Consider the following 21,371-nt stretch of genomic DNA (forward strand, 5'->3'; position numbering starts at 1 on the left):
TTCATTTTATTTAGGTAAGGGACATGATAAAGTTCCGTCCCATCTTGTCAACCAAAATTTTTAAAATGGTCAACGTCAATCAATTAATTAGCAGAGATTTAAAACATTTTTGGCATCCTTGTACCCAAATGAAAGATTTTGAGACATGCCCTCCTTTGTTTATTGAAAAGGCTGATGGTAGTTATCTCTATACCAATAAAGGTCCTCTAATTGATGCGATCTCCAGCTGGTGGTGTAAATCCTTGGGGCACGGCCATCCTGCCGTGATTGCAGCGATAAAGGATCAAATGAATCGCTTTGAACATGTTATTACCGCAAATACGACACACCCGCAACTTGTTGAGTTAGCAGAAGAGTTATCCCAAATTACTAAAAAACAACATGTTTTTTTTGCAAGTGATGGAGCCAGCGCTGTTGAAATCGCCATGAAACTAGCAATACATGCCAATCAAATTAAAGGCTATGAAGATAGGAATCAGTTTGTTGCGCTTAAAAATGGATATCATGGGGAAACACTAGGCACAATGAGTATCAGTGATCTAGGTCTTTATAAAGCTCCATACGACTCATTCGGTCTTACCTGTCATTACATTGAAAATATTCCCTACATTTCGGGCCAAAAAGATTCTTTGTGGGATAATTGCGACACCTATTGGCCAGTTGTTGAAAAAGAATTAGAAGCAATTAGCAACAAAGTCTGTGCTATCGTAGTAGAGCCCTTAGTTCAAGGCGCGGGTGGAATGTTGTGTTATAGCCCCGATTTCCTTAAAAAATTATCAGCCTGGGCTAAAAGCAAAAATATTTATCTTATCGCTGATGAAATAATGACTGGAATGGGTCGCACGGGTAAATGGCTAGCGTCCCATCATGCCGATGTTGAGCCAGACCTTATTTGTTTATCCAAAGGATTAACTTCTGGCTCGATCCCTCTAAGCTGCGTGATGATCGATAGCTCAATTTTTGATCTTTTTTATGCAGATTATGGGAGCGGAAAATCCTTCTTACATTCCCATACATATAGTGGAAATCCACTCGCTGTCAGCGCTGCATTAGCAACCATTCGCGTTATGCATGAAGAAAAAATCATCGAGCAAGCTCAAAAGCTAGGTGAGTACATGTTTGCCTCTTTAAGTGAAGTAGCACAACTCTCTGGTAAATTAAGTAATGTCCGAGGAATTGGATCCGTTGTCGCAGCAGATCTAGAGGACACAGAACTTCACCGCATTGGCAATAAGGTGTATCAGGAAGCACTAAACCGTGGCGCTTTAATAAGACCTATAGGTAAAACCCTTTACTGGCTGCCTCCATTAAATACAAATCATGAAGTAATTGGGAAATTAGCGGAAATAACACTACACTCTATAAAGGGAGCCTATGCAGCGCCGTAAATCATGCGAAAAATACTCAGAAACATGGCATTTATTGTCTACCAGCGATTGAGGCTATTCTGGATATTGTTCACCATCTTTTTACTTTTAGCTTTTTCTTATATTAATTGGCATAACAGTGTTACGAATTCTTTTAATTTTATTACTGAAATTACCAATATACGAGTTAAGGAAATCGACCGTTTTATCAATGATGTTTTTCATGAAATAGACAAAATACCTAGGTATCAAAAGAACAACCTAAATTGTAAGGATGATTTTGATCCTTATTTACAACAGATTGTTATGAATCATCCGAAGGTTTCTGGATTGGTAATTCATGACCAAAAGCATCAGATTACATGCTCCACATTACCGCAAAATAAAACTATTAATTTAAATCACGATATTAGTAGCTCCATTATAGGTCCGTTAAAACTCCCTATGTTTATTAACCCCATTTATTTAATCCAAAAAAAAATAGGTATCTATCAAGTAGAAATGATCGTCTTATCTCCAGTACTCCAAGAGGAATTAAATATTCCAGAAAATGGAATACATACGACTACGTTATACGCAGTGAATCAGAAAAAAGAAATTATCCAGATTGGAAAACATGCTAATAACTCATGGACAGATCAATTACCCATTGTTGTAAAAAAACAACTTGTTAGTGCTAAATTAAAGAGCCTTAATGGTATCGTACTTACTGTTGAAGGCCCCGATCAAACTTTTATTAACAACCTCTTATATAACCAAATCCTACTGACGCTTGATATTTTAATATTCTCAATTTTCTTATATTTTTTGATTAAAAATAAGTTTAATAAATATTACTCATTACACGGTGCAATAAAACAGGCTATTAAGAGCGGACAATTTTACCCTGTTTATCAGCCATTATTTGACACCCAATGCAATGCCTATTCTGGGGCAGAGGTTTTATTAAGATGGCAAGATCATGGTAATGAAATTATAATGCCTGATTTGTTTATCGAGGAAGCTGAAGACACGGGCTTAATCGTCCCTATTACCCTACAAATTATCGAAATAGCATTTAAAGAAGCTAAAAATATCTTGGATATACAACCTAATTTTCATCTAGCATTTAATATTTGTGCGCTCCATTTTACCGATAGTCAATTTTTCGCTCAATTTTATAAGCTGATAGACCACTATTCCATTTCACCCAAACAAATATTATTAGAAATAACAGAACGTTATTTACTTGATATGAATAATGAAATTTATCTCAACAGACTACAAGAGCTTAGAAACATTGGATATTCATTAGCTATAGACGATTATGGAACAGGACATTCAAGTATCAGCTACTTGCAATACTATCCTTTCAATTACCTTAAAATCGACAAATTATTTATTCATGCTATCGGTACAAAAGCAATCGCAGAAACATTAAATGATGCAATTATTCACTTAGCAAAAAAAATTAATTTAACTATTATTGCAGAAGGGGTAGAAACTAAAGAACAATTAAATTATTTATTACAAAACGAGGTTGGACTTATACAGGGCTGGTATTTTTCTAAGGCGTTACATATAGAAGAGTTAATCGAACTGCTTCAAGGAGAAAAAAATGAATAAGTGCATAAGATGTTGTTTTTTTCTTGTTCTATGCATCCCAGTGTCAAGCTTTGCTGAACCAATAAACACTGCAGGAAATTATTGGCAATGCTCCACTCTCGATGCAACCCAAACAAAATGGACGACCCAAAGCGCTTATCAAAAAATAGCTTTAAATCTTTCGTACTCTGAATGCAAAAAAAACAGCACCGTCCCTGCTACGTGTAAAACATCCAAAGCAAGTTGCGCCAGATTTATTCATGGTGCCGATGTAACGCCCATGTGGCGATGTACTGCTTTGGATAGAGAGGCCTTAAGATGGCACAGTAATCTTTATCCAACTCGAGAAGATGCTGCATTAGCTGCTCTTGCATATTGCAAACACAAAAGCCCCGTCCCTTATACTTGTTATATTAATGTAGTAACATGTATGAATAGAAATGAGACTTAAAGAATATGGTTTATTGTGTTGGACTAACAGGTGATATAGCGAGTGGAAAAACCACGGTTGCTGAGCTTTTTTCGAAACTAGGTATCAAGGTGATTTATGCTGACATAATATCAAGAGAGCTGACTCAAAGGCATGAGCTCGCCTATAAAAAAATCGTAGATCATTACGGCCATATAGTTCTAAAACAAGATGGAGAGTTGGATCGTAGCAAACTAAGAGAAATAATATTTTCTAATCATAAAGAACGAGACTGGCTTGAGAATCTCTTACATCCTCTTATCCGCCAAGAAATAAAAAAACAAGTTGATACCTGCACGACACCTTATTGTATTGTAGAAATACCTTTACTCATTACAAAACAAGCTTACCCTTATATCAATCGAATTTTGCTTGTCCGCGCACCAAAAGATATACAAATAGCACGTTTGATGCAGCGGGATAAATGCAGTACCAAACAAGCCCAGGCAATTTTATCGGCTCAACCAGCTCTTCATATTCGTCTCGAAAGTGCTGATGATGTAATTGATAATCATATGGATATTGACGCATTAACTAAAGAAGTAAATGATTTACATAATACATATCTACGGAAGTCAAAAAATAATATGTAACAGCTAATTATCTCTGTACTCGCTGAAAGAAAGCACTTATTTTTCTGTCAAATCGCACGACTAAGGAAAAAAGGAATTCAATAATCAATGAAATTAATTACTTTAAATTTGTGGGGAGGACACCTACGGAACCCTTTATTAGATTTTATCAATCAACATCATGATATTGATGTATTTTGCTTTCAAGAAGTATATTACAACGCTCATCGTACTGTAACTGAAGAAGATAGGGAACTTAGTCTGAATATTTTTACAGACCTGCAGCAGCTCCTTCCTAATCATTTTGCTATTTTCAAACCCGCTGTCGAAAATATTTATGGAATTGCAATGTTATTGAAAAACAATATCGATATTTTAGGAGAAGGAGATATAAATATTCATCAAAAACAACATTACCCAGGAATAGGATTGAATCATCCGAGAAATTTGCAGTGGGTCGAATGTGAAGTAGATAAAAAAATTTACTCCATACTGAATGTTCATGGACTCTGGAATGGACAAGGTAAAAGTGATACACCGGAGCGAATCAATCAATCACAACGCATTCGTCATTTTATGGATACTATTAATACTCCTAAGATATTATGTGGTGACTTTAACTTAAGACCTGACACAAAAAGCATGCATATCCTTGAACAAGGCATGAATAATTTAATAAAAATTAACAACGTCAGTTCAACAAGAACTCGTTATTACAAAAAAGAAGAAAAGTTTGCAGATTATGTTCTGACTTCGCCAGATATTATCATTCATGAATTTTCTGTATTGAACGATGAGGTCTCGGATCATGCTCCACTATATATTGATTTTAACTAATGAATATTAATTAAGCTGACGCCCCGCCTCCAGAAGCACATCATCCTGAGAGTGTTTGACGAAGGATCTCCTGAGCTTACTCTTTGAGTTGATGCATCTTTAGGAAAAATTTATCTGCCTTTCATAAAGAATCTCTACAGCATAAATAACTCTGTACCATTGCAATTACTTTATGATTTGCTTCAGGAAATTGTTTGGGATTTAGTTCATGCTGATAAACCCATTTCATAGCCAACTGACCTTCCTGGCATGAAGGGGCTCCAGCAAATTGATTAACAAGAAAAATAATTAATTTTACTTCTTTATCAGAATATTTGTGATTAATTTCACCCAATAATTTGTAATGCAAGACATCTAAGCCAATCTCTTCCTTGATTTCTCGAATCAAAGCAGCTCCCGAAGGCTCATCAGGCTCCAACTTTCCGCCAGGAAACTCCCAACATCCTCCATGCGGAACATGGAAAGGACGCTGGGTAATCAAGATACGCTGCTGTTCATCTACAATAACTGCAACAGCAACTTCTATCTTCACGCCAAACTTCCATGGCATGCTTTATATTTTTTACCCGAACCACATGGACAAGGATCGTTTCGACCAATTTTTTTCTCGTGTCTTCTGTAGGTTTGTGTTTGAGATGCCTCTTCCTCATTTTCATCAACATAATTACCGTGTTGTAAGCTCATTTTACTCACTTGCTCAGCTCGTCGCTGCTCCTCAACGGCATTTACATCTTCTTCAGTTTGAATTTCCACTGAAGAAATTAAACGAGTTACATCATATTTCAAAGTATCAAGCATCGTTGTAAACAAGGCAAACGCTTCTTTTTTATACTCTTGTTTTGGATCTTTTTGTGCATAGCCACGTAAATGAATTCCTTGGCGTAATTGATCCATTACCGCTAAGTGTTCACGCCATTGATTATCTAAAGTTTGCAAAATCACTGATTTTTCGAACTGAGACAATGTAGCTCTACCCGCTTGCTTTACTTTTTCATCGTATTTTTTTGCTGCAATATCAAGAATCTTATCTTTGATTTGCTCTGGTTGAATATGATGATCTTCTTCGATCCATTCAAGCACAGGAGCCTTAAGTTTGAACTCATCAGCAAGTACATCACTTAAAGATTTTGGATCCCACTGATCTTCCAAACTTTGTGGAGGAATGTACGTATCAACAAGATTCGATATGACTTCCTCTCTCATTATATTGACCATTTCTTCCGTATCGGTCATATCCATGATTGAGGCACGCTGTGTATAAATAACCTGTCTTTGATCATTAGCCACATTGTCATAATCCAACAACTGTTTCCTAACATCAAAATGATGCCCCTCAAGTTTCCGTTGGGCATTCTCAATCGCTTTGGTTACTAAACTGTGCTCGATTGGCTCCCCAGGCTTCATTCCTAAACGGCGCATCATCGATGCAACACGATCAGAAGCAAATATGCGCATTAAATTATCTTCAAGTGATAAGTAGAAACGACTGCTTCCCACATCACCCTGACGACCTGAACGACCCCGTAACTGATTGTCAATTCGACGGGATTCATGGCGCTCAGAACCTATAATTCTTAATCCACCAGCAGCAATTACTTCGTCATGACGCTTCTGCCATACTTGTTTTACAGCATCGATTTCTTCTGCACTTGCATTTTCAGGTAGTTGGGCAAGATCAGCAGACAAGCTTCCGCCTAGAACAATATCTGTTCCTCGGCCCGCCATATTAGTAGCAATAGTCACAGAACCTGGACGCCCTGCTTCAGCAATAATCTGTGCTTCTTTTTCATGGAATTTCGCATTAAGCACTTGATGCTTGATATGTTCTTTTTTAAGAAATTGACTTAAAAATTCAGATGCCTCAATAGAAACAGTACCTACAAGAACAGGTTGTTTTCGAGCAATACACTCACGGATGTCTGCGATAACAGCTTGAAATTTATCTTGCTGTGTTAAATAAACCAGATCCGATTCATCTTTTCGTACCATTGGTTTATTGGTTGGAATTACAACCACATCAAGATTATAAATCTGCTGTAATTCATACGCTTCAGTATCCGCGGTTCCAGTCATCCCCGACAACTTATTATACATACGGAAAAAATTCTGGAATGTAATTGAAGCAAGAGTTTGATTTTCATTTTGAATGGAAGCACCTTCTTTAGCTTCAACCGCTTGATGCAAGCCTTCAGACCATCGTCGACCAGGCATTGTACGACCAGTGTGCTCGTCAACAATAATAACCTGTCCATCCTTAACAATATAATCCACATCGCGATGGAACATAGCATGAGCTTTTAATGCTGCATTAACATGATGCATCAACATAATGTTGCTAGCGTGATATAAACTTTCACCCTGGTCCAGAAGCTTAGCTTTAACCAGCAATTCTTCGATATGTTGATGACCTACATCTGTAAGATGTGCCTGCTTTTGCTTCTCATCAACAGTATAATCTCCTTCACCACCCTCTTCTTCTTGTTTCTTCAAATGAGGAATCAATGAATTAATTTTAATATAAAGTTCAGAACTATCTTCAGCAGCACCCGAAATAATGAGAGGTGTACGTGCCTCATCGATTAGAATAGAGTCTACTTCATCCACGATGGCAAAATTCAACTCGCGTTGTACCTTGTCTTCAAGACTAAATGCCATATTATCACGTAAGTAATCAAAACCGTATTCATTGTTCGTTCCATAAACGATATCGCAACGATAAGCTTCTTGCTTTGCTGAATGAGACATATCGGGATAAATCACACCAACAGTTAATCCCAAAAACTCAAATATAGGTTTCATCCATTGACTGTCGCGTTTAGCGAGATAATCATTCACAGTAACAACATGTACACCACGTCCACTAATTGCATTCAAATATGCAGGCAAAGTTGCTACCAGTGTTTTACCTTCCCCAGTACGCATTTCAGCAATATTACCTTCATGCAGTACCATTCCACCAATCAATTGCACATCAAAATGGCGCAGACCTAAAGTCCGTATAGAAGCTTCTCTTACTGTGGCAAAAGCCTCCGCCAACATTTCATCAAGGCTTTCACCTTCTGCAAAACGTGCTCTAAAATGCTGGGTTTTTGCAGCCAACTCAGCATCCGTCAATGCTTTCATTTGCGGTTCAAATGCATTGATTGCCATTACTGCCTTTTCCATACGCCGCAATGTACGCTCATTTCGGCTTCCAAACATTTTCTTAATCAACGTATTCAGCATGGCCTAAATAATCCTCTGGAGATTTCAAATAACAAATTCGTTAATGTACTAAAATTTGGGGGAAAATACTATGAATACCTTCTAATTTAAGTGAATCTTCATGGTTTAACTTAGTGAAAGGAAAAGTTTCTGACAAAACAGACAACTAAAATATTATTTTCCGCAATTTTCTCTCATAGTATACAATATTTTAGTAGCCAAGTGATGTTCGTATCGCAATATATCTCTTATAACAAAGTCACATTATCTTAAATTAGTTAAACATGAAATGCTTTGTACAAACTATACAATTGATAAACCCAAAAAATCATAACTCCCCCTTCCTGTAAATAAAGATAACTATTTATTTTTATTATAAAACCATGATAAAAGAACTGCTTTCAAATCTATTAGGAGATAATAATATGGTACAAATAGTGTTTTTTACCGACCCAGGAAAAGATGGAGATGATTTACTAGCAACAATCCATCTCATGATCCAAGCAAAGGCTTCAGGATTTATAAATCCTTTAACCCAGATTACATTACTAACAAGCGATGAAATTCCTTGCGATGAATATGGGGTTCAACGGCCTGACGGAAAATACGGTCTGCGTGCTTTATATTTAAAAATGTACATTGAAAAATTGCAGAAACAATTTAACCTACCCAAAGGTTATTTACCTGAAGTAATTGCAGGTCCAGTGACAAGTTATTACAGGTATAATGAACAACTTCAAAAATACCACCATGAGCCATCACAAAGTGATGCCTTCTATCCGTCAAAAGAACTAATTGAGTATTACCAACAATCTGATGTACATGCACATTCAAGTTGTCTTTTAAGTCCCGAGAACCAACCCAATGATTGGTTAGAAAAAATTAAACTTACAGGTCCTGAAGATACAACTATAATTAATATCGCGTCGTTTAACGCAGTTAGTGATTTTCTGGCACAAATACCCCCAGAAGAAAAGAAGAAGTATAGTCTTATTAACATGGGTTATAATAAACCTTATGAAAAAGATGATTATCAAAGTAATGTAGAAGACCCTAATAAACTCCCCTACAATTCACGTAGCACTGATGCGAGCAAGGCAGCTTTTGCAGTATCTGCTTTAACCTATAACAATGCATTCCATGTAGTTTCGAAAACAACTCGAACTCTACCCCTGTACAGTGAAGTAAAATCAATAAAAGATGCTAAAGACGTTATATCTCGGGCCTATCCAGTATTAACTGGACAGTATTCCCCTGCGCTACTCACTGGAGTGGTGGAGTTTATAAAAAGTTCTAAATATAAGGGATTTTGGCCTCATGATGTTGTTGCATCTCTTATGGCATTAATAGGAATAATCAAGTGGAAACACTTCATTGGCACTGAAGTTATCAAAGAAATGATGTTTAGGGATACTATTCAAGTACCTGCGGACGGTCTCCGTTTACGTATGGTGAATAACACCGGGGTTTTAATTGATTCTTCTCTTCCAGTAGAGAAAGACGATATCGCAATAGAAAGTGATGAAAACTTTATTTATGGTAAAGAAATAGATCCCATATTCTTTACTTCTTTATTACATCTCACTGCAGCAGGTTGTGTCAAAGGACAATCGAGCCTATTTAATTGTTATAAAAATATCATTAAATTAAAAGCTGAATTATATAACTTAAAGCAACAAGGAAAAACTGATCCAGAAAAAGAGAAAAAAGTTAATTCACTTTGGATAAAAGCAACATTGTTGGAACTGCAACAACAACTCAAACTACAAGCCCAGGAGAACCTGGATGCAGCAATGAAAGATTTTCTTGGTGCCGAAACATCAGAAGCCGAGAATAAAAATGCATTACGTGAAAATCTATTGCAATGGGCTAGAGAGATCGAAGCATTCGTACAACTTACTGGGGACGATGATTTACCAGAATCAATGATTCAGGATATCAATAAAGCATTGCAACAACCGACTACAGAGAAAAAATACACGGCCCTAACAGGCCTCTTTGTTATCATGCTAAGGTCAAGATTAATGCCGACCGAAAGTGCATGTGCCTTACTACAACAAGATGGCAAATTAGGAGTTGAATTTAAACGAACAGCTAATAGCCTTCTCTATTATAAATTAGCTGCTCAATACAATTATGGCACCGCGTTTTCGAATGGTATTTTAGGCATGTCATACGAATATGCAACTCTGCTGAGTTTAGAAAAACATTGTAGAATAAATAAAGAAGCATTTTATTTGCATTTAGCACTCCATGATGCAGGGAAAGGGGATCGCATTAAAAATGCAGTACATAGGGATATCGAAGGGAATTATTTAATTCGACTTCCATCTGGAAACTATATTAAATGCACTGAAGCAAAAGAAACTTCTCCGACCGATGTTAATCAATTTGCACGAGCAAAAGAATATGTTGATCATGATATTGCTTTAGAGCTTTATGGTTTCGTCGGTTCGCAAGAAAAAAATTGTACCGCTACGGAATATTTATTATGGGAAGGACCTGCTCCTGCAGAAAAAGAACAAAATAAAAAAGCATTCATTTTATGTGATGAATTATTCAATTTATGCAATGAAATGAACATTGCTCAAATTATTCAAGGTGAAATTCCGTTTTCAGGAATTAAAAAAGGATTAGATTTATTTTTTGCCGCCTACAAAAAATACCCTTACCTCGCCGAACTCGTATTCGTTCATCATTGCTTTGATATTTTTGGTGCAAAACCTTCTGATTCAATGATCAGTGCGGCAGGAAGCACACCTGAAATCCATTTAAAAATCAATTTACTTTACAACACATTATGTGCTGTAGCTCAAAAGCCAGAATTAGATAAGGAGGCTGCTGAGGAAGCCTATACTCTGTATCGCAAAATATTAGCAAAAGCGATCCCAGATATTCTGAGCTCAGATCCCTCATCGCACGATTTAGCCGTAACACGTATCGCACAGATGCTGCGTTGTCATTTATTTAAAACAATACAATATTTTGACAGCAACTATATTACAATCAATGAAGCAGGAAAATATGAAGCAAGGACTCGCTTATTTGTAGAAAGTATTGATAGTGCGTTCCACCAATTACCAAGAGGACAAAGACAAAAATTAGTATCGTATCTCAATAACACAGGCACCGGAGAAACTCCGGCAGTGATGGTCATGTATGGACCCAAACTTTTCTTAACAGCAACTACTGGCGCTGAATATGCGAAAACGGATCCAACAGACAAGGCTAAAATTACTGAATGCCTAAGCCCAATGTTGAAGTTATATGCTAATTTATATGAGTTCCAATTAACGCGATCAAGGCAATACAGCGTTATCGATATCAATGAATTAGCACAAATCGTTGAACAAGTTTTTACTTGGTATAAAGATGCTGGCAAACAGCAGAAAGATCGTTTCGCCGATTTACTTTTTCAGTTACAAATTAGAGGACAAGCTAAAGCATTTTTAGCTCAGTTAGGTGATGTCAAATCTAAATCAGCTTTAGAACAACTTACAAAGATGCAAGAATGCATAAAAGCTGCAGGCCATAGTTCGATTGTTACTGAAGAACGTTCCTCGAGCTCCTCTAACTTTATTGAATATGAAACACGACTGCGTACGACGCTTATCCATACTATTTATGCTGACTTGCAAAAATCTAATTTAGATAAAGTTGAAAAAAATAACTATAAAAAGGCTTTTTTAACGTTTCAATTAGAACATTTACCTCAAGTTTCGGAATGGCAACTGGAAGCAAGAAAAGCAAATGGATTAGTTGATGACATCAAGATTCATAGAGAGTCAATTTTTACTCCAGACTCTCCTAAAGAAGCTGCAAATAAGGCTTTATTAGAAGTAATTAAATACCTCATTATAGACACACAATGGGATATTGGTTATTTTGGTGGTGAAAAAGTTAAAAAAACTACCGGTGAGGAGAATCTCATTCCTAAAGGAATGTACGCTGTCCTGCAAGAAATCGAGAAAGCAGAAACAGGCTTGGTCAATTTCTCAAAAACTGTAGAAAAAGTGTCTGGAATGATTGATGCTTCAGCTAAAAAGAAAGATCACTGGTTTTTCAATAAACGAGGAGAAACATCGCAAATTTTCTATGACAAAGCACAAACACTGTTACGAGAAGATGCAGAAGAAAATTTTGCTCCCAGCGTTTATTAAACAGTAATCCCAAACGCAGTACGGGATCTCCGGAAAGTGTGAGCCGGGCTTGCGAAGCCCAGCCACTTATTTAGCATTGTAGCCTGGGTGCAGCGAAGCGTAACCCGGGTTTCTATCACAGTCACCCCGGGTTACAATCTGACAGAATAGCCTGATCTTTATGAACTCTCTGCATGATATTCAATATTCTGTAAATATTCACTTAATTCTTGAAATATAGAAAGATTTTTATCTTGCAAAATCAGCATCAGCCTTTTTTTCCATTGACTGGCGCCAGGTAAACCAAAAGCAAGATTGAATATAGGTTTTACTAGCAAACTAAGGGAAACGCCTTTGCTGTATTCTTCAAGCAAATAATCCAAATAGTCATGAAACACTTGGCTCCGAGTGCTTTTTTGATTCTTTGGATAAAGCGAGTGGTGTATTGTTGCTATTTGAAAAGGATTGTCACATGCTAAACGCCCGAGCATAACCCCTTCAACATGTTGAAGGTGCTCCTTAATTTCATTTATATTCAATATATTACCATTGATCGTCACCGGAATCTCAGGAATTTCTTTTTTAAGACGATAAACATACTCGTAGTTAACCGGTGGAATTGTCCGATTTTGTTTGGGATTTAAACCGTTTAACCAAGCTTTACGCGCATGAACAATAATTTTTTGTGCTCCTGCCTCAACTAATTGATGCACAAAATCACTAAAAAATTCATAGCTGTCTTGATGATCGATACCTATTCGGGTTTTGGCTGTCACAGGAATAGAAACTGTTTGCCGCATAGCGCGAATGCAATCAGCAACCCGCTTTGGTTCCTTCATCAAGCAGGCACCAAAACGCCCTGCTTGAACTTTATCACTAGGACAACCAAGATTGATATTCACTTCATCATATCCTTCTTGTTCGGCACGTTGAGCACTTTGCGCTAAAGCATCGGGCTCCGAACCACCAAGCTGCACAGCTATAGGATGTTCTTTTACATTAAATAGCAGAGAGCGCACAGGATTATTTTGTATCGCTCCAGTAGTTTGCATTTCTGTATACAAAAGCGCATGCGGAGCCAACAAACGCATAAAAACTCGAAAATGACTGTAAGTCCAATCAATCATTGGGGCAATAGATAAAGGTGATAGCAAAATGTTTGACACTGTTATTATTCAATTAAAAAAGAACCAATTATAACCTGAACAAAAAAAATTTGTACAAAAATATGACTGAAGTAGTACCCCGAGTGCCACGCAGCGAAACCCGGGGAACAAAATGGGAATCAATCGTTCCAACCGGGGTTTCGATGCGCGGCACCCGAGGCTGTCCACGATTACTCTGGATTTACAGCATTCATTGCTTGAATAAGTAATTGTAACCGGGTTCGACCTTGATAAAAATTGATATCCAGCTTATAAGCTGCATGGACATATTTAACTCTATGGTTTGGCCAGGATTTTAAGTCGACATTAAACGCGATCGCATCCACTTGTTGATCACCTTTTGTTGTCACTAAGGTCATTTTTAAATGATTTTTCCCCACCAGTCGTTGATCCAACACTTCAAAAACATTATCAAAAACCGGCTCAGCAAATTGCTGTCCCCATGGACCAGCCTGCTGAATTAATTGAGCAATTTCAAGACTAAACTCTTCAGGCTGTAAGGGTCCATCAGTAAGTAACTCTCCTTCACATTGCGACAAATCAATGTGCCTACTCACTTCAGAAACCAAGGCTTCTCGAAATGCTTTAAGAGAACGCGGGTGAATACTCAAACCCGCGGCCATAGCATGGCCACCAAATTTATTAATAAGTCCAGGATGGTCCTTATCTATTGCCGCCAATACATCTCGAATATTTAAATCCGGAACCGAACGTGCCGATCCTTTCAACTCATCTTCACTTACTTCTGCAAAGGCAATAACAGGACGATGATAACGTTCTTTCATGCGTCCTGCTAAAATTCCAATTACTCCTTGATGCCAGGTTTTATCAAAAAGACACAGTGCTATAGGTAAGTGCGTACTGTTGTAATCAGTACTTAGAGCAAGTTTTTCCAATGCGACCATCGCCTGCTCTTTCATTTCTGTTTCAATTTGCTTTCTTTCTTCATTTAATTCATCAAGTTGCTGGCAATAATTTCTAGCTTGTTGCTGATCTGAAGTAATTAAACATTCAATACCCAAAGCCATATCGTCCAATCGCCCAGCAGCATTGAGTCTTGGCGCAATAGCAAACCCCAAATCGGATTCTCTAAGTCGTGCGCACTCACGTCCAGAGACCTCAATTAATGCTTTAATTCCAGCACGACAAAGACCTTGACGTATTCTTGCTAGGCCCTGATTCACCATAATGCGATTATTTTGATCCAGCCCTACAACATCGGCTACAGTTCCTAAAGCAACTAAATCCAAAAAGCTCGCCATATTGGGTTCGGTAATATTCATTTCACGAAACCAATTGGTATTCACCAGATGTCTTCTTAAAGCCAGCATGACATAAAAGATAACCCCCACCCCTGCAATCGATTTACTAGGAAACTTACAATCCCGTTGGTTGGGATTTACGATAGCACAAGCATTTGGAAGAGTTTCAGCAGGCAAATGATGATCCGTAATTAAAACATCGATCCCTAGTTGATTTGCCCTTTCTACACCATCAATACTAGCAATGCCGTTATCCACGGTGATAATCAACCCGGGATTCCATTTGCTGGCAACTTCAACTATTTGCGGAGTTAAACCATAACCAAACTCAAAACGGTTAGGCACTAAATACTCTACAAACTGAGCGCCCATAGAACGTAATGCAGTCATAGCGAGTGCTGTTGAGGTCGCACCATCGGCATCAAAATCACCAATAACTAGAATTCTATGTTGTTCACGTAATGCTTTTTCCAAACGCAGGCACGCTTTATCTATTCCCATTAAGCTATCAAAAGGCAATAAAGCTTGGAGTTGTTTATCCAATTGAGAGAGCTCAGTAATCCCTCTGTTTGCGAATATTCGTTTTAGTACGTCTGGTATATTGGGTAAATCCAAGGGTTGAGAAGTTCTGGTGCGTTGTTTAATAAGCATGAATTAGTTTTCTCCATAAACGAACATACCAACGATTAGCACTTATAGAGTAAGCCACATTGTTCCAATACCAATGAGTCGGCATCTCGTTCAATTCTTTTTGATGTGGTTCACTGAGAATAGAATACTCAGTAAGCAATAAAATCTGATAATCCTTAAGTGCTATTGATGGCCTATATAAAGAAACTTGAGAACTACATAGTTGTGCTAATGAATCGAAATGCTCATCAACACAAATACGAATCGGCATTTTACTCTCAAGTTTTGCACTACTCCAAGTCCATAATCCATTAGCCAAGGATTGATTAGGCCTGGAGGCAAAAAGCATTTGGCTTTCTGTAATAAACTTTTGCCAGTACATCGTATTATCCAATAGGGCTAATTGGGGCATTAATGATTGATTTAATAAATGATGCGGTGGCTTGGCATTCAATGAGGATTTTTTATTATTAAGCAACCATGTTTCTGAATTATGATAATGAAGAGCGATACCTTCTTCTGCCAGATACTCGGAGAATAAATTAAACCATGACTTCGCTTCGTATTCTTCAAGTTGCAGTTCACTACCCAAAGCAACAATCATCGCATCATTGTGCGTTGCCTCCCAATAAACCGGGGTCAATACAAACCACTCACCTTCTAAATCATGATATTGCCTTAATAAATCGGCATAAGGTGGATTAGTAGGATCATAGCCAAGACACAGCAAAAAATTGAGTAATACATTCCCTTCCGAATTTAGTGGCTTGGCATGCTCAGGGATCGAATTACATTCCGAGTTAATCACAACATGCATATTTGTTCCGCCTTAATCAATCCATCTCTGCGAAACAATGCTTTTAAATTTCTTAATGCCTGACGCATCCGATCTTTATTTTCTATTAGACCGAAACGAACATGACTATCACCCTGTTGCCCAAAACCAATTCCTGGCGATACGGCTACATGAGCTTCTTTTAATAAATATTTACTGAACTCAAGCGAACCCATATGTTGATAATGGGAGGGAATAGGTGCCCAAACGAACATAGTTGCCTTGGGACGAGTAACTTCCCAACCAATTTCATTCAACCCATCGCAAAGAATATTACGTCGCTTTTCATATAATTCTCTAATTTCATGTACACACTCGTCGGGGCCATCTAATGCAGCAATCGCTGCAACTTGGATGGGTGTAAATGTGCCGTAATCTAAATAAGATTTAATCCGAGTAAGTGCTGCGACTAACTCTTCATTTCCACAAGCAAACCCAACGCGCCAACCCGGCATATTGTAGGATTTAGACATCGAATAAGTTTCAATTGCTACATCTGTAGCACCTGGAACTTGAAGTATCGAAGGTGCTTTATACCCATCAAAAACAATGTCAGCATACGCTAGATCATGAATCACCCAAATTTCATGTTTTTTTGCCAAATCGATGATTTGCTCGAAAAACGCATAATCGACACAATGCGTACTTGGATTTGCCGGGAAATTAATTACCAATGCTTTAGGCTTAGGCAAACTACGATTAATTGTATCTTCTATTGAAGCTAAAAATTGAGTTTCATTAATAAGAGGAATCTGTTTTACGTTAGCACCAGCAATAATAAATCCATAAGTATGAATAGGATATGCTGGATCAGGAACTAAAATTGTATCCCCAGGTCCACTTATCGCTAATGCCAGATGTGCTAGTCCTTCTTTCGAACCAATGGTCGCTAATATTTGTGTTTCACTATTTAGGTGTACATCATAATTACGTTGATACCAGGAAGCCATAGAACGTCTTAGTCTTGGAATGCCTTTAGACATAGAATAGCGATGAGTATCGGGTCTTTGCACCACTTCGATGAGTTTGTTTACAATATGTGGTGGTGTTGGCTGATCGGGATTTCCCATACCAAAATCAATAATATCCTCTCCACGTGCTCGCGCTTCAGTTTTTAATTGGGTTAATGTATTAAAAACATAAGGTGGCAAACGATTTATACGCGGAAATTGACTCATAATATTGACCTCTGTAGTATACTTACAGCCATATATAACTCATTGAACCATTCTAAACTATGAAGATCAATTTAGAATCCGCAGAATTACATGCGGTGCAAGCTTATAGTGATAACAAAATTCAGATTAATTCCATTGTTTATGAACGCAGTTTAATTGTTTCTAAAACAGAAATCATTAGTGATCTGCCAATTAAAGACATTCAGGAAATTGATGAACACTATATGAATTTATTAACGCAATTTAAACCGGAAATCATCATCATTGGTCATGAACATACCGGAAAACTCCTGCCTCTGTCAATTATGAAGCAGTTTGCAGATCAACGAATAGGTATAGAATGCATGTCTATAGGTGCAGCGTGTCGTACCTATAATGTTCTATTGAGCGAGCATCGTGCTGTTGTTGCAGGATTTATTTTTTAACTAAGGATGTGCCGGGTTTCGCTTTGCGATACCCGGGGACACGATTAGATTTGTCTTCTCGCTTCGAGCACATTAGGAATTTGCTCTAGCTTTGTTAGTAGTCGAGATAGGCTACTGAGCCCGTCAACATCGACCGTTAAAGTGATATAAGCCATGTTTTCTTGTTTATTGCTATGGGTTTGCAATGCATAAACGTGCGCTTTTTCATTAGCAAGAAGCGATGTGACGTCTTTTAAAAGCTCAGAGCGATCAAACGCTTTGATCAATATATCAACCACATAGTTTTCACGTGTCGCACTACCCCAACTAACCTGCAAGAAGCGCTGCTTTTGTCGCTCACTAGCATGAATAATATTAGGGCAATCCTGCCTATGTACTGATACGCCTCGACCTATAGTGATATAACCAATCACTGAATCACCTGGTACAGGTTGGCAACATCGCGCCATAAAAGTTAACAAATTACCCACACCTTCGATACGCAGATCACTCCCAGTAATTTCTGGCTTTGACTGGGGTTTAACAAATCGTTCAAGATTGAGCTCTGAAGTAACAGGTGGAGCAAGTTTGCTAACAATTTGCCCTATTTTAATATCACCACGCCCTAGATTTGCATAAAGGTCATCAAGTTTTTTGAAATGAAGTGCTGTAGCAACCTCATTAAGTTTATCAGATTTTATCCCTAAAGATTTTAATTCTTTGTCAAGTAACTCACGCCCCTCTTGAATGTTTCTATCATAATCTTGCATTTTAAACCAATGCAAAACTTTAGCTTTAGCTCGTGATGTCTTGAGATAATTTAAGTGAGGGTTGATCCAGTCACGAGAAGGTTTGCTTTCTTTCCCAGTCAAAACTTCTACCTTATCACCTGTTTTTAGTTGATAAGTCAAAGGTACAATATGCCCATTTATACGTGCACCCCGACAGCGGTGCCCTAAATCACTATGAACGTGATAGGCAAAATCCAAAGATGTAACACCTTGAGGTAAATCAAGAACATCTCCGTCGGGAGTAAAAACATATACCCTATCTTCAAGAAACTCGGTGGTGGTACTTTCAGGAACACCCTTATTACTTGCCATTTCACGATGCCACGCTAATACATCACGTAGCCATTCAATTTTACGCTCATGGCTTTGTTTCTGTTTGAAGCCGCCTTCTTTATACTTCCAATGTGCTGCAACTCCCATTTCCGCCAAATCATGCATAAGAAATGTTCTTATTTGCACTTCAAAAACTCTACCCTCGGGGCTTTTAACCGCTGTATGCAACGATTGATAACCATTAGCTTTAGGATTAATAATATAATCATCAAATTCAGCGGGGATTTGTTTCCAAAGCGTATGCACCATACCTAAGACTTCATAACAATGAGGCTTGGTATCAACAAGAACACGCACAGCAGTAGCATCATAAATTTCATCAAGTGAGACATTCTTGCGCGTCATTTTTTTATAAATACTATGGATATGTTTTGAACGTCCATAGACAGCAAAATGTTCTATTCCATTTGCTTTAATTTGTTCATTTAATTGAGCAACAATAGCGTCAACGAAACTATCTCGTTCCAATCGTTTTGCTTTGAGGCCTTTGGCAATCGCTTTATAATCTTCAGGATGTAAATAGCGAAAAGCCATATCCTCCATTTCCCATTTAATTGCCCCAATTCCCAACCTGTTGGCCAAAGGAGCATAAATCTCCATCGCTTCGGTAGCTAATTGCTTTCGTAACTCTTCAGATAAATGCCCGGCTGTTCTTAAAACACACAAGCGTTCAGCAAGCTTAATTAATACCACACGAACATCATCTACCATCGCTAATAACATTTTACGAATGTTATCAATTTGTTGTTTATTTTGCGGGTATTTGTTTAATCCTTGAAAACTATGCATGGCGCTCATGCGCTCTATGCCTGTCACCAATTTAGCAATATTCGGACCCAATTGCTCCACCACATCATCAATGGATAAATCAGCATAGTGCACGTTTTCAAAAATAATTGCTGCTGCAAGTGTTTCTTGATCCACCTCAAGATCTGCAAGCAAATCGGCCATAGACAATCCTTGTTGTAAGCAAGATTGTCCTGTTTCTGTAGCATGTTCTTGCCCTGCAAGTTGACTTAATGTACATGCACTGCGAATGAGTTCAAGATTATCCAAATAACCCTTTGCACCTAACTGATGAAGCCACAAATCTACATCGATGCTTCCATCTTCGCACAATGGGACTGTATCTTTTACTCTAACCATCAGTTTTATCCTTTTTAAACAATGCGATTGATTCAACATGAGCAGTATGGGGGAACATATCCATTACCCCTGCTTTTATCAGCGTATAGCCTTTTTGATTGACTAATATATCTGTATCCCGAGCTAATGTTACGGGATTACATGAGACATATACAATACGCTCTGGGTTAAGTGAATCAATTTGTTTCACAATTTCAAGTGCACCCGATCGAGGAGGGTCAATTAACACTTTGTTGCAAGGTTGTTGCACCAGTTTTTTTACTTCACTTACATCATCCAAGTTTGCTGCATAAAAGTCTACATTCTGAATATGATTCAGTTTTGCATTCATATATGCTCTTTCAACCATATTTTTACTGCCTTCAACACCGAGCACTTTGGCACAAAACTTAGCCATTGGGAGTGAAAAATTCCCAAGCCCACAAAATAAGTCTAGCACGATATCAGTACTTTTTAAGTCCATTAGTTGTATTGCTTGGGGCACCATAGAACGATTTAATGCCGAATTAACTTGGGTAAAATCTGTAGGATGAAATGCAAAAATAATCTGATAATCTGGCAATGTATATTTGAGATATTCACTTGCGTTAGGTGGATAAAAACAATATACGCTATCTGGGCCGCCTGGCTGGAGGAAAATTTTATATTGATACTCTTCAGCGAATTTTTGAATATTCAACTCATCCTCAGCACTTAATGGAGTTAAGTTTCTGAAAATAAGAGCAACCTCCTCGTCCCCTGCTGCAACTTCAATTTGTGCAATACAATGCTTGTCTTGCATCGAGTTAATCAATAGTCTTAATGGAATAATATCGGCATCAAGCTTTGCATTTAAAACAGGACATTGAGTAATCTCAGTAATATAGCGAGGATTACTGCGCTCTCTAAATCCAACCATTGATGTTTGTTTTTTCTCTACATAACGAACGCTAAGTCGGGCTTTATTCCGGTAGTTCCAATATCCAGCAACTAAAGGTGGAAGTATAATTTGTGGCTGGGTATGGCCATATCGTGCCAATAAATCGAGTAATTGATCTTGTTTAAAATGAATTTGTTCTTCTTCACTCATATGCTGAACTGAGCAACCACCACACATCGAATAATGAGGGCATTTGGGCTCAACACGTAAAGAAGATGGTTCAAGAACCTTAAGCAAGAATCCTTCATCAAAATCCTTTTTTATTCTGGTATATTGAAACTCAACAAATTCACCCGGCAAAGCACCTTGAATAAACGTTGCTTTACCATTAATACGTGCAATACCTTTTCCATCATGGCTTAAATTATCAATTTGAGCAGTTTGCGGGGCAGGATTAAGTTTGGATTTTGCTCTTCTCATGACATGTTCTCAACAAATAAATCTTTAAATCAATCTGAATTAACAGTTGCAATTAGTAAAAAAATTGCATTTTCAAGATGTTAGAGAGTACCACACGCAATTTATATTTGTCATG

General features: G+C 37.7%; 15 protein-coding genes. 7 read left to right on the forward strand and 8 right to left on the reverse strand.

Annotation, left to right across the window (positions count from 1 at the left end):
• Positions 1 to 65 precede the first annotated feature (65 nt).
• From bioA to ACWTEW_RS25190, 5 genes are all read left to right on the forward strand, one after another.
• Entirely contained in the window at positions 66 to 1,388 is a 1,323-nt protein-coding gene (gene bioA / locus ACWTEW_RS25170) for an adenosylmethionine--8-amino-7-oxononanoate transaminase (protein WP_483099565.1), read from the forward strand.
• A gap of 3 nt (positions 1,389 to 1,391) precedes the next feature.
• Positions 1,392 to 2,972 (forward strand): EAL domain-containing protein, encoded by a 1,581-nt coding sequence (locus tag ACWTEW_RS25175; protein ID WP_454780839.1) that lies wholly within the window; start codon positions 1,392 to 1,394, stop codon positions 2,970 to 2,972.
• A complete protein-coding gene (locus ACWTEW_RS25180; protein ID WP_454780840.1) occupies positions 2,965 to 3,402 on the forward strand; it encodes a hypothetical protein in 438 nt (145 codons plus the stop codon). Before ACWTEW_RS25175 ends, ACWTEW_RS25180 begins: the two co-directional genes overlap by 8 nt.
• Before the next feature lie 5 nt (positions 3,403 to 3,407).
• Positions 3,408 to 4,013: a dephospho-CoA kinase gene (gene coaE / locus ACWTEW_RS25185; RefSeq protein ID WP_454780841.1), complete on the forward strand. Its 606-nt coding sequence runs from the start codon at positions 3,408 to 3,410 to the stop codon at positions 4,011 to 4,013.
• A gap of 87 nt (positions 4,014 to 4,100) precedes the next feature.
• A complete protein-coding gene (locus ACWTEW_RS25190) occupies positions 4,101 to 4,829 on the forward strand; it encodes an endonuclease/exonuclease/phosphatase family protein (RefSeq protein ID WP_454780842.1) in 729 nt (242 codons plus the stop codon).
• A gap of 121 nt (positions 4,830 to 4,950) precedes the next feature.
• Here ACWTEW_RS25190 and mutT read toward each other — a convergent pair whose 3' ends face one another.
• Together mutT and secA are read right to left on the reverse strand one after the other, a co-directional pair.
• Positions 4,951 to 5,361 carry an 8-oxo-dGTP diphosphatase MutT gene (mutT, locus tag ACWTEW_RS25195; protein ID WP_454780843.1) on the reverse strand — a complete coding sequence of 137 codons (411 nt, stop codon included), beginning with the start codon at positions 5,359 to 5,361 and terminating at the stop codon, positions 4,951 to 4,953.
• Positions 5,358 to 8,054, reverse strand: a complete 2,697-nt coding sequence (gene secA, locus ACWTEW_RS25200) for a preprotein translocase subunit SecA (protein ID WP_454780844.1) — start codon at positions 8,052 to 8,054, stop codon at positions 5,358 to 5,360. Before secA ends, mutT begins: the two co-directional genes overlap by 4 nt.
• A gap of 404 nt (positions 8,055 to 8,458) precedes the next feature.
• Between secA and ACWTEW_RS25205 the strand changes: the two genes are divergently transcribed.
• Positions 8,459 to 12,193 (forward strand): hypothetical protein, encoded by a 3,735-nt coding sequence (locus ACWTEW_RS25205; RefSeq protein WP_454780845.1) that lies wholly within the window; start codon positions 8,459 to 8,461, stop codon positions 12,191 to 12,193.
• A gap of 158 nt (positions 12,194 to 12,351) precedes the next feature.
• Here ACWTEW_RS25205 and dusA read toward each other — a convergent pair whose 3' ends face one another.
• The 4 genes from dusA to alaC form a co-directional block, all read right to left on the reverse strand.
• The gene (dusA, locus tag ACWTEW_RS25210) at positions 12,352 to 13,338 is read right to left on the reverse strand and encodes a tRNA dihydrouridine(20/20a) synthase DusA (RefSeq protein WP_454780846.1); all 987 of its coding nucleotides are present in this window, start codon (positions 13,336 to 13,338) and stop codon (positions 12,352 to 12,354) included.
• Positions 13,339 to 13,508: 170 nt separating this feature from the next.
• The gene (gene recJ / locus ACWTEW_RS25215; protein WP_454780847.1) at positions 13,509 to 15,251 is read right to left on the reverse strand and encodes a single-stranded-DNA-specific exonuclease RecJ; all 1,743 of its coding nucleotides are present in this window, start codon (positions 15,249 to 15,251) and stop codon (positions 13,509 to 13,511) included.
• Complete coding sequence (locus ACWTEW_RS25220; RefSeq protein ID WP_454780848.1) at positions 15,241 to 16,047, reverse strand: hypothetical protein; 807 nt, start codon at positions 16,045 to 16,047, stop codon at positions 15,241 to 15,243. The genes recJ and ACWTEW_RS25220 overlap by 11 nt, the downstream gene beginning before the upstream one ends.
• Positions 16,035 to 17,243: an alanine transaminase gene (alaC, locus tag ACWTEW_RS25225; RefSeq protein ID WP_454780849.1), complete on the reverse strand. Its 1,209-nt coding sequence runs from the start codon at positions 17,241 to 17,243 to the stop codon at positions 16,035 to 16,037. The genes ACWTEW_RS25220 and alaC overlap by 13 nt, the downstream gene beginning before the upstream one ends.
• Positions 17,244 to 17,302: 59 nt before the next feature.
• Between alaC and ACWTEW_RS25230 the strand changes: the two genes are divergently transcribed.
• Positions 17,303 to 17,668, forward strand: a complete 366-nt coding sequence (locus tag ACWTEW_RS25230) for an Mth938-like domain-containing protein (RefSeq protein WP_454780850.1) — start codon at positions 17,303 to 17,305, stop codon at positions 17,666 to 17,668.
• A gap of 44 nt (positions 17,669 to 17,712) precedes the next feature.
• On the opposite strand, the gene relA is transcribed toward ACWTEW_RS25230, so the two are convergent.
• Positions 17,713 to 19,917, reverse strand: a complete 2,205-nt coding sequence (gene relA / locus ACWTEW_RS25235) for a GTP diphosphokinase (RefSeq protein WP_454780851.1) — start codon at positions 19,915 to 19,917, stop codon at positions 17,713 to 17,715.
• Positions 19,910 to 21,256 carry a 23S rRNA (uracil(1939)-C(5))-methyltransferase RlmD gene (gene rlmD / locus ACWTEW_RS25240; RefSeq protein ID WP_454780852.1) on the reverse strand — a complete coding sequence of 449 codons (1,347 nt, stop codon included), beginning with the start codon at positions 21,254 to 21,256 and terminating at the stop codon, positions 19,910 to 19,912. Before rlmD ends, relA begins: the two co-directional genes overlap by 8 nt.
• Positions 21,257 to 21,371 lie beyond the last annotated feature (115 nt).

The organism is Legionella stuttgartensis (genome assembly GCF_977063405.2).

Coding starts and splice junctions, on each gene's coding strand:
- bioA (WP_483099565.1), top strand. CDS start 66: ATGGTCAACGTCAATCAATTAATTAGCAGAGATTTAAAACATTTTTGG.
- ACWTEW_RS25175 (WP_454780839.1), top strand. CDS start 1,392: ATGCGAAAAATACTCAGAAACATGGCATTTATTGTCTACCAGCGATTG.
- ACWTEW_RS25180 (WP_454780840.1), top strand. CDS start 2,965: ATGAATAAGTGCATAAGATGTTGTTTTTTTCTTGTTCTATGCATCCCA.
- coaE (WP_454780841.1), top strand. CDS start 3,408: ATGGTTTATTGTGTTGGACTAACAGGTGATATAGCGAGTGGAAAAACC.
- ACWTEW_RS25190 (WP_454780842.1), top strand. CDS start 4,101: ATGAAATTAATTACTTTAAATTTGTGGGGAGGACACCTACGGAACCCT.
- secA (WP_454780844.1), bottom strand. CDS start 8,054: ATGCTGAATACGTTGATTAAGAAAATGTTTGGAAGCCGAAATGAGCGT.
- ACWTEW_RS25205 (WP_454780845.1), top strand. CDS start 8,459: ATGGTACAAATAGTGTTTTTTACCGACCCAGGAAAAGATGGAGATGAT.
- recJ (WP_454780847.1), bottom strand. CDS start 15,251: ATGCTTATTAAACAACGCACCAGAACTTCTCAACCCTTGGATTTACCC.
- ACWTEW_RS25220 (WP_454780848.1), bottom strand. CDS start 16,047: ATGCATGTTGTGATTAACTCGGAATGTAATTCGATCCCTGAGCATGCC.
- alaC (WP_454780849.1), bottom strand. CDS start 17,243: ATGAGTCAATTTCCGCGTATAAATCGTTTGCCACCTTATGTTTTTAAT.
- ACWTEW_RS25230 (WP_454780850.1), top strand. CDS start 17,303: ATGAAGATCAATTTAGAATCCGCAGAATTACATGCGGTGCAAGCTTAT.
- relA (WP_454780851.1), bottom strand. CDS start 19,917: ATGGTTAGAGTAAAAGATACAGTCCCATTGTGCGAAGATGGAAGCATC.
- rlmD (WP_454780852.1), bottom strand. CDS start 21,256: ATGAGAAGAGCAAAATCCAAACTTAATCCTGCCCCGCAAACTGCTCAA.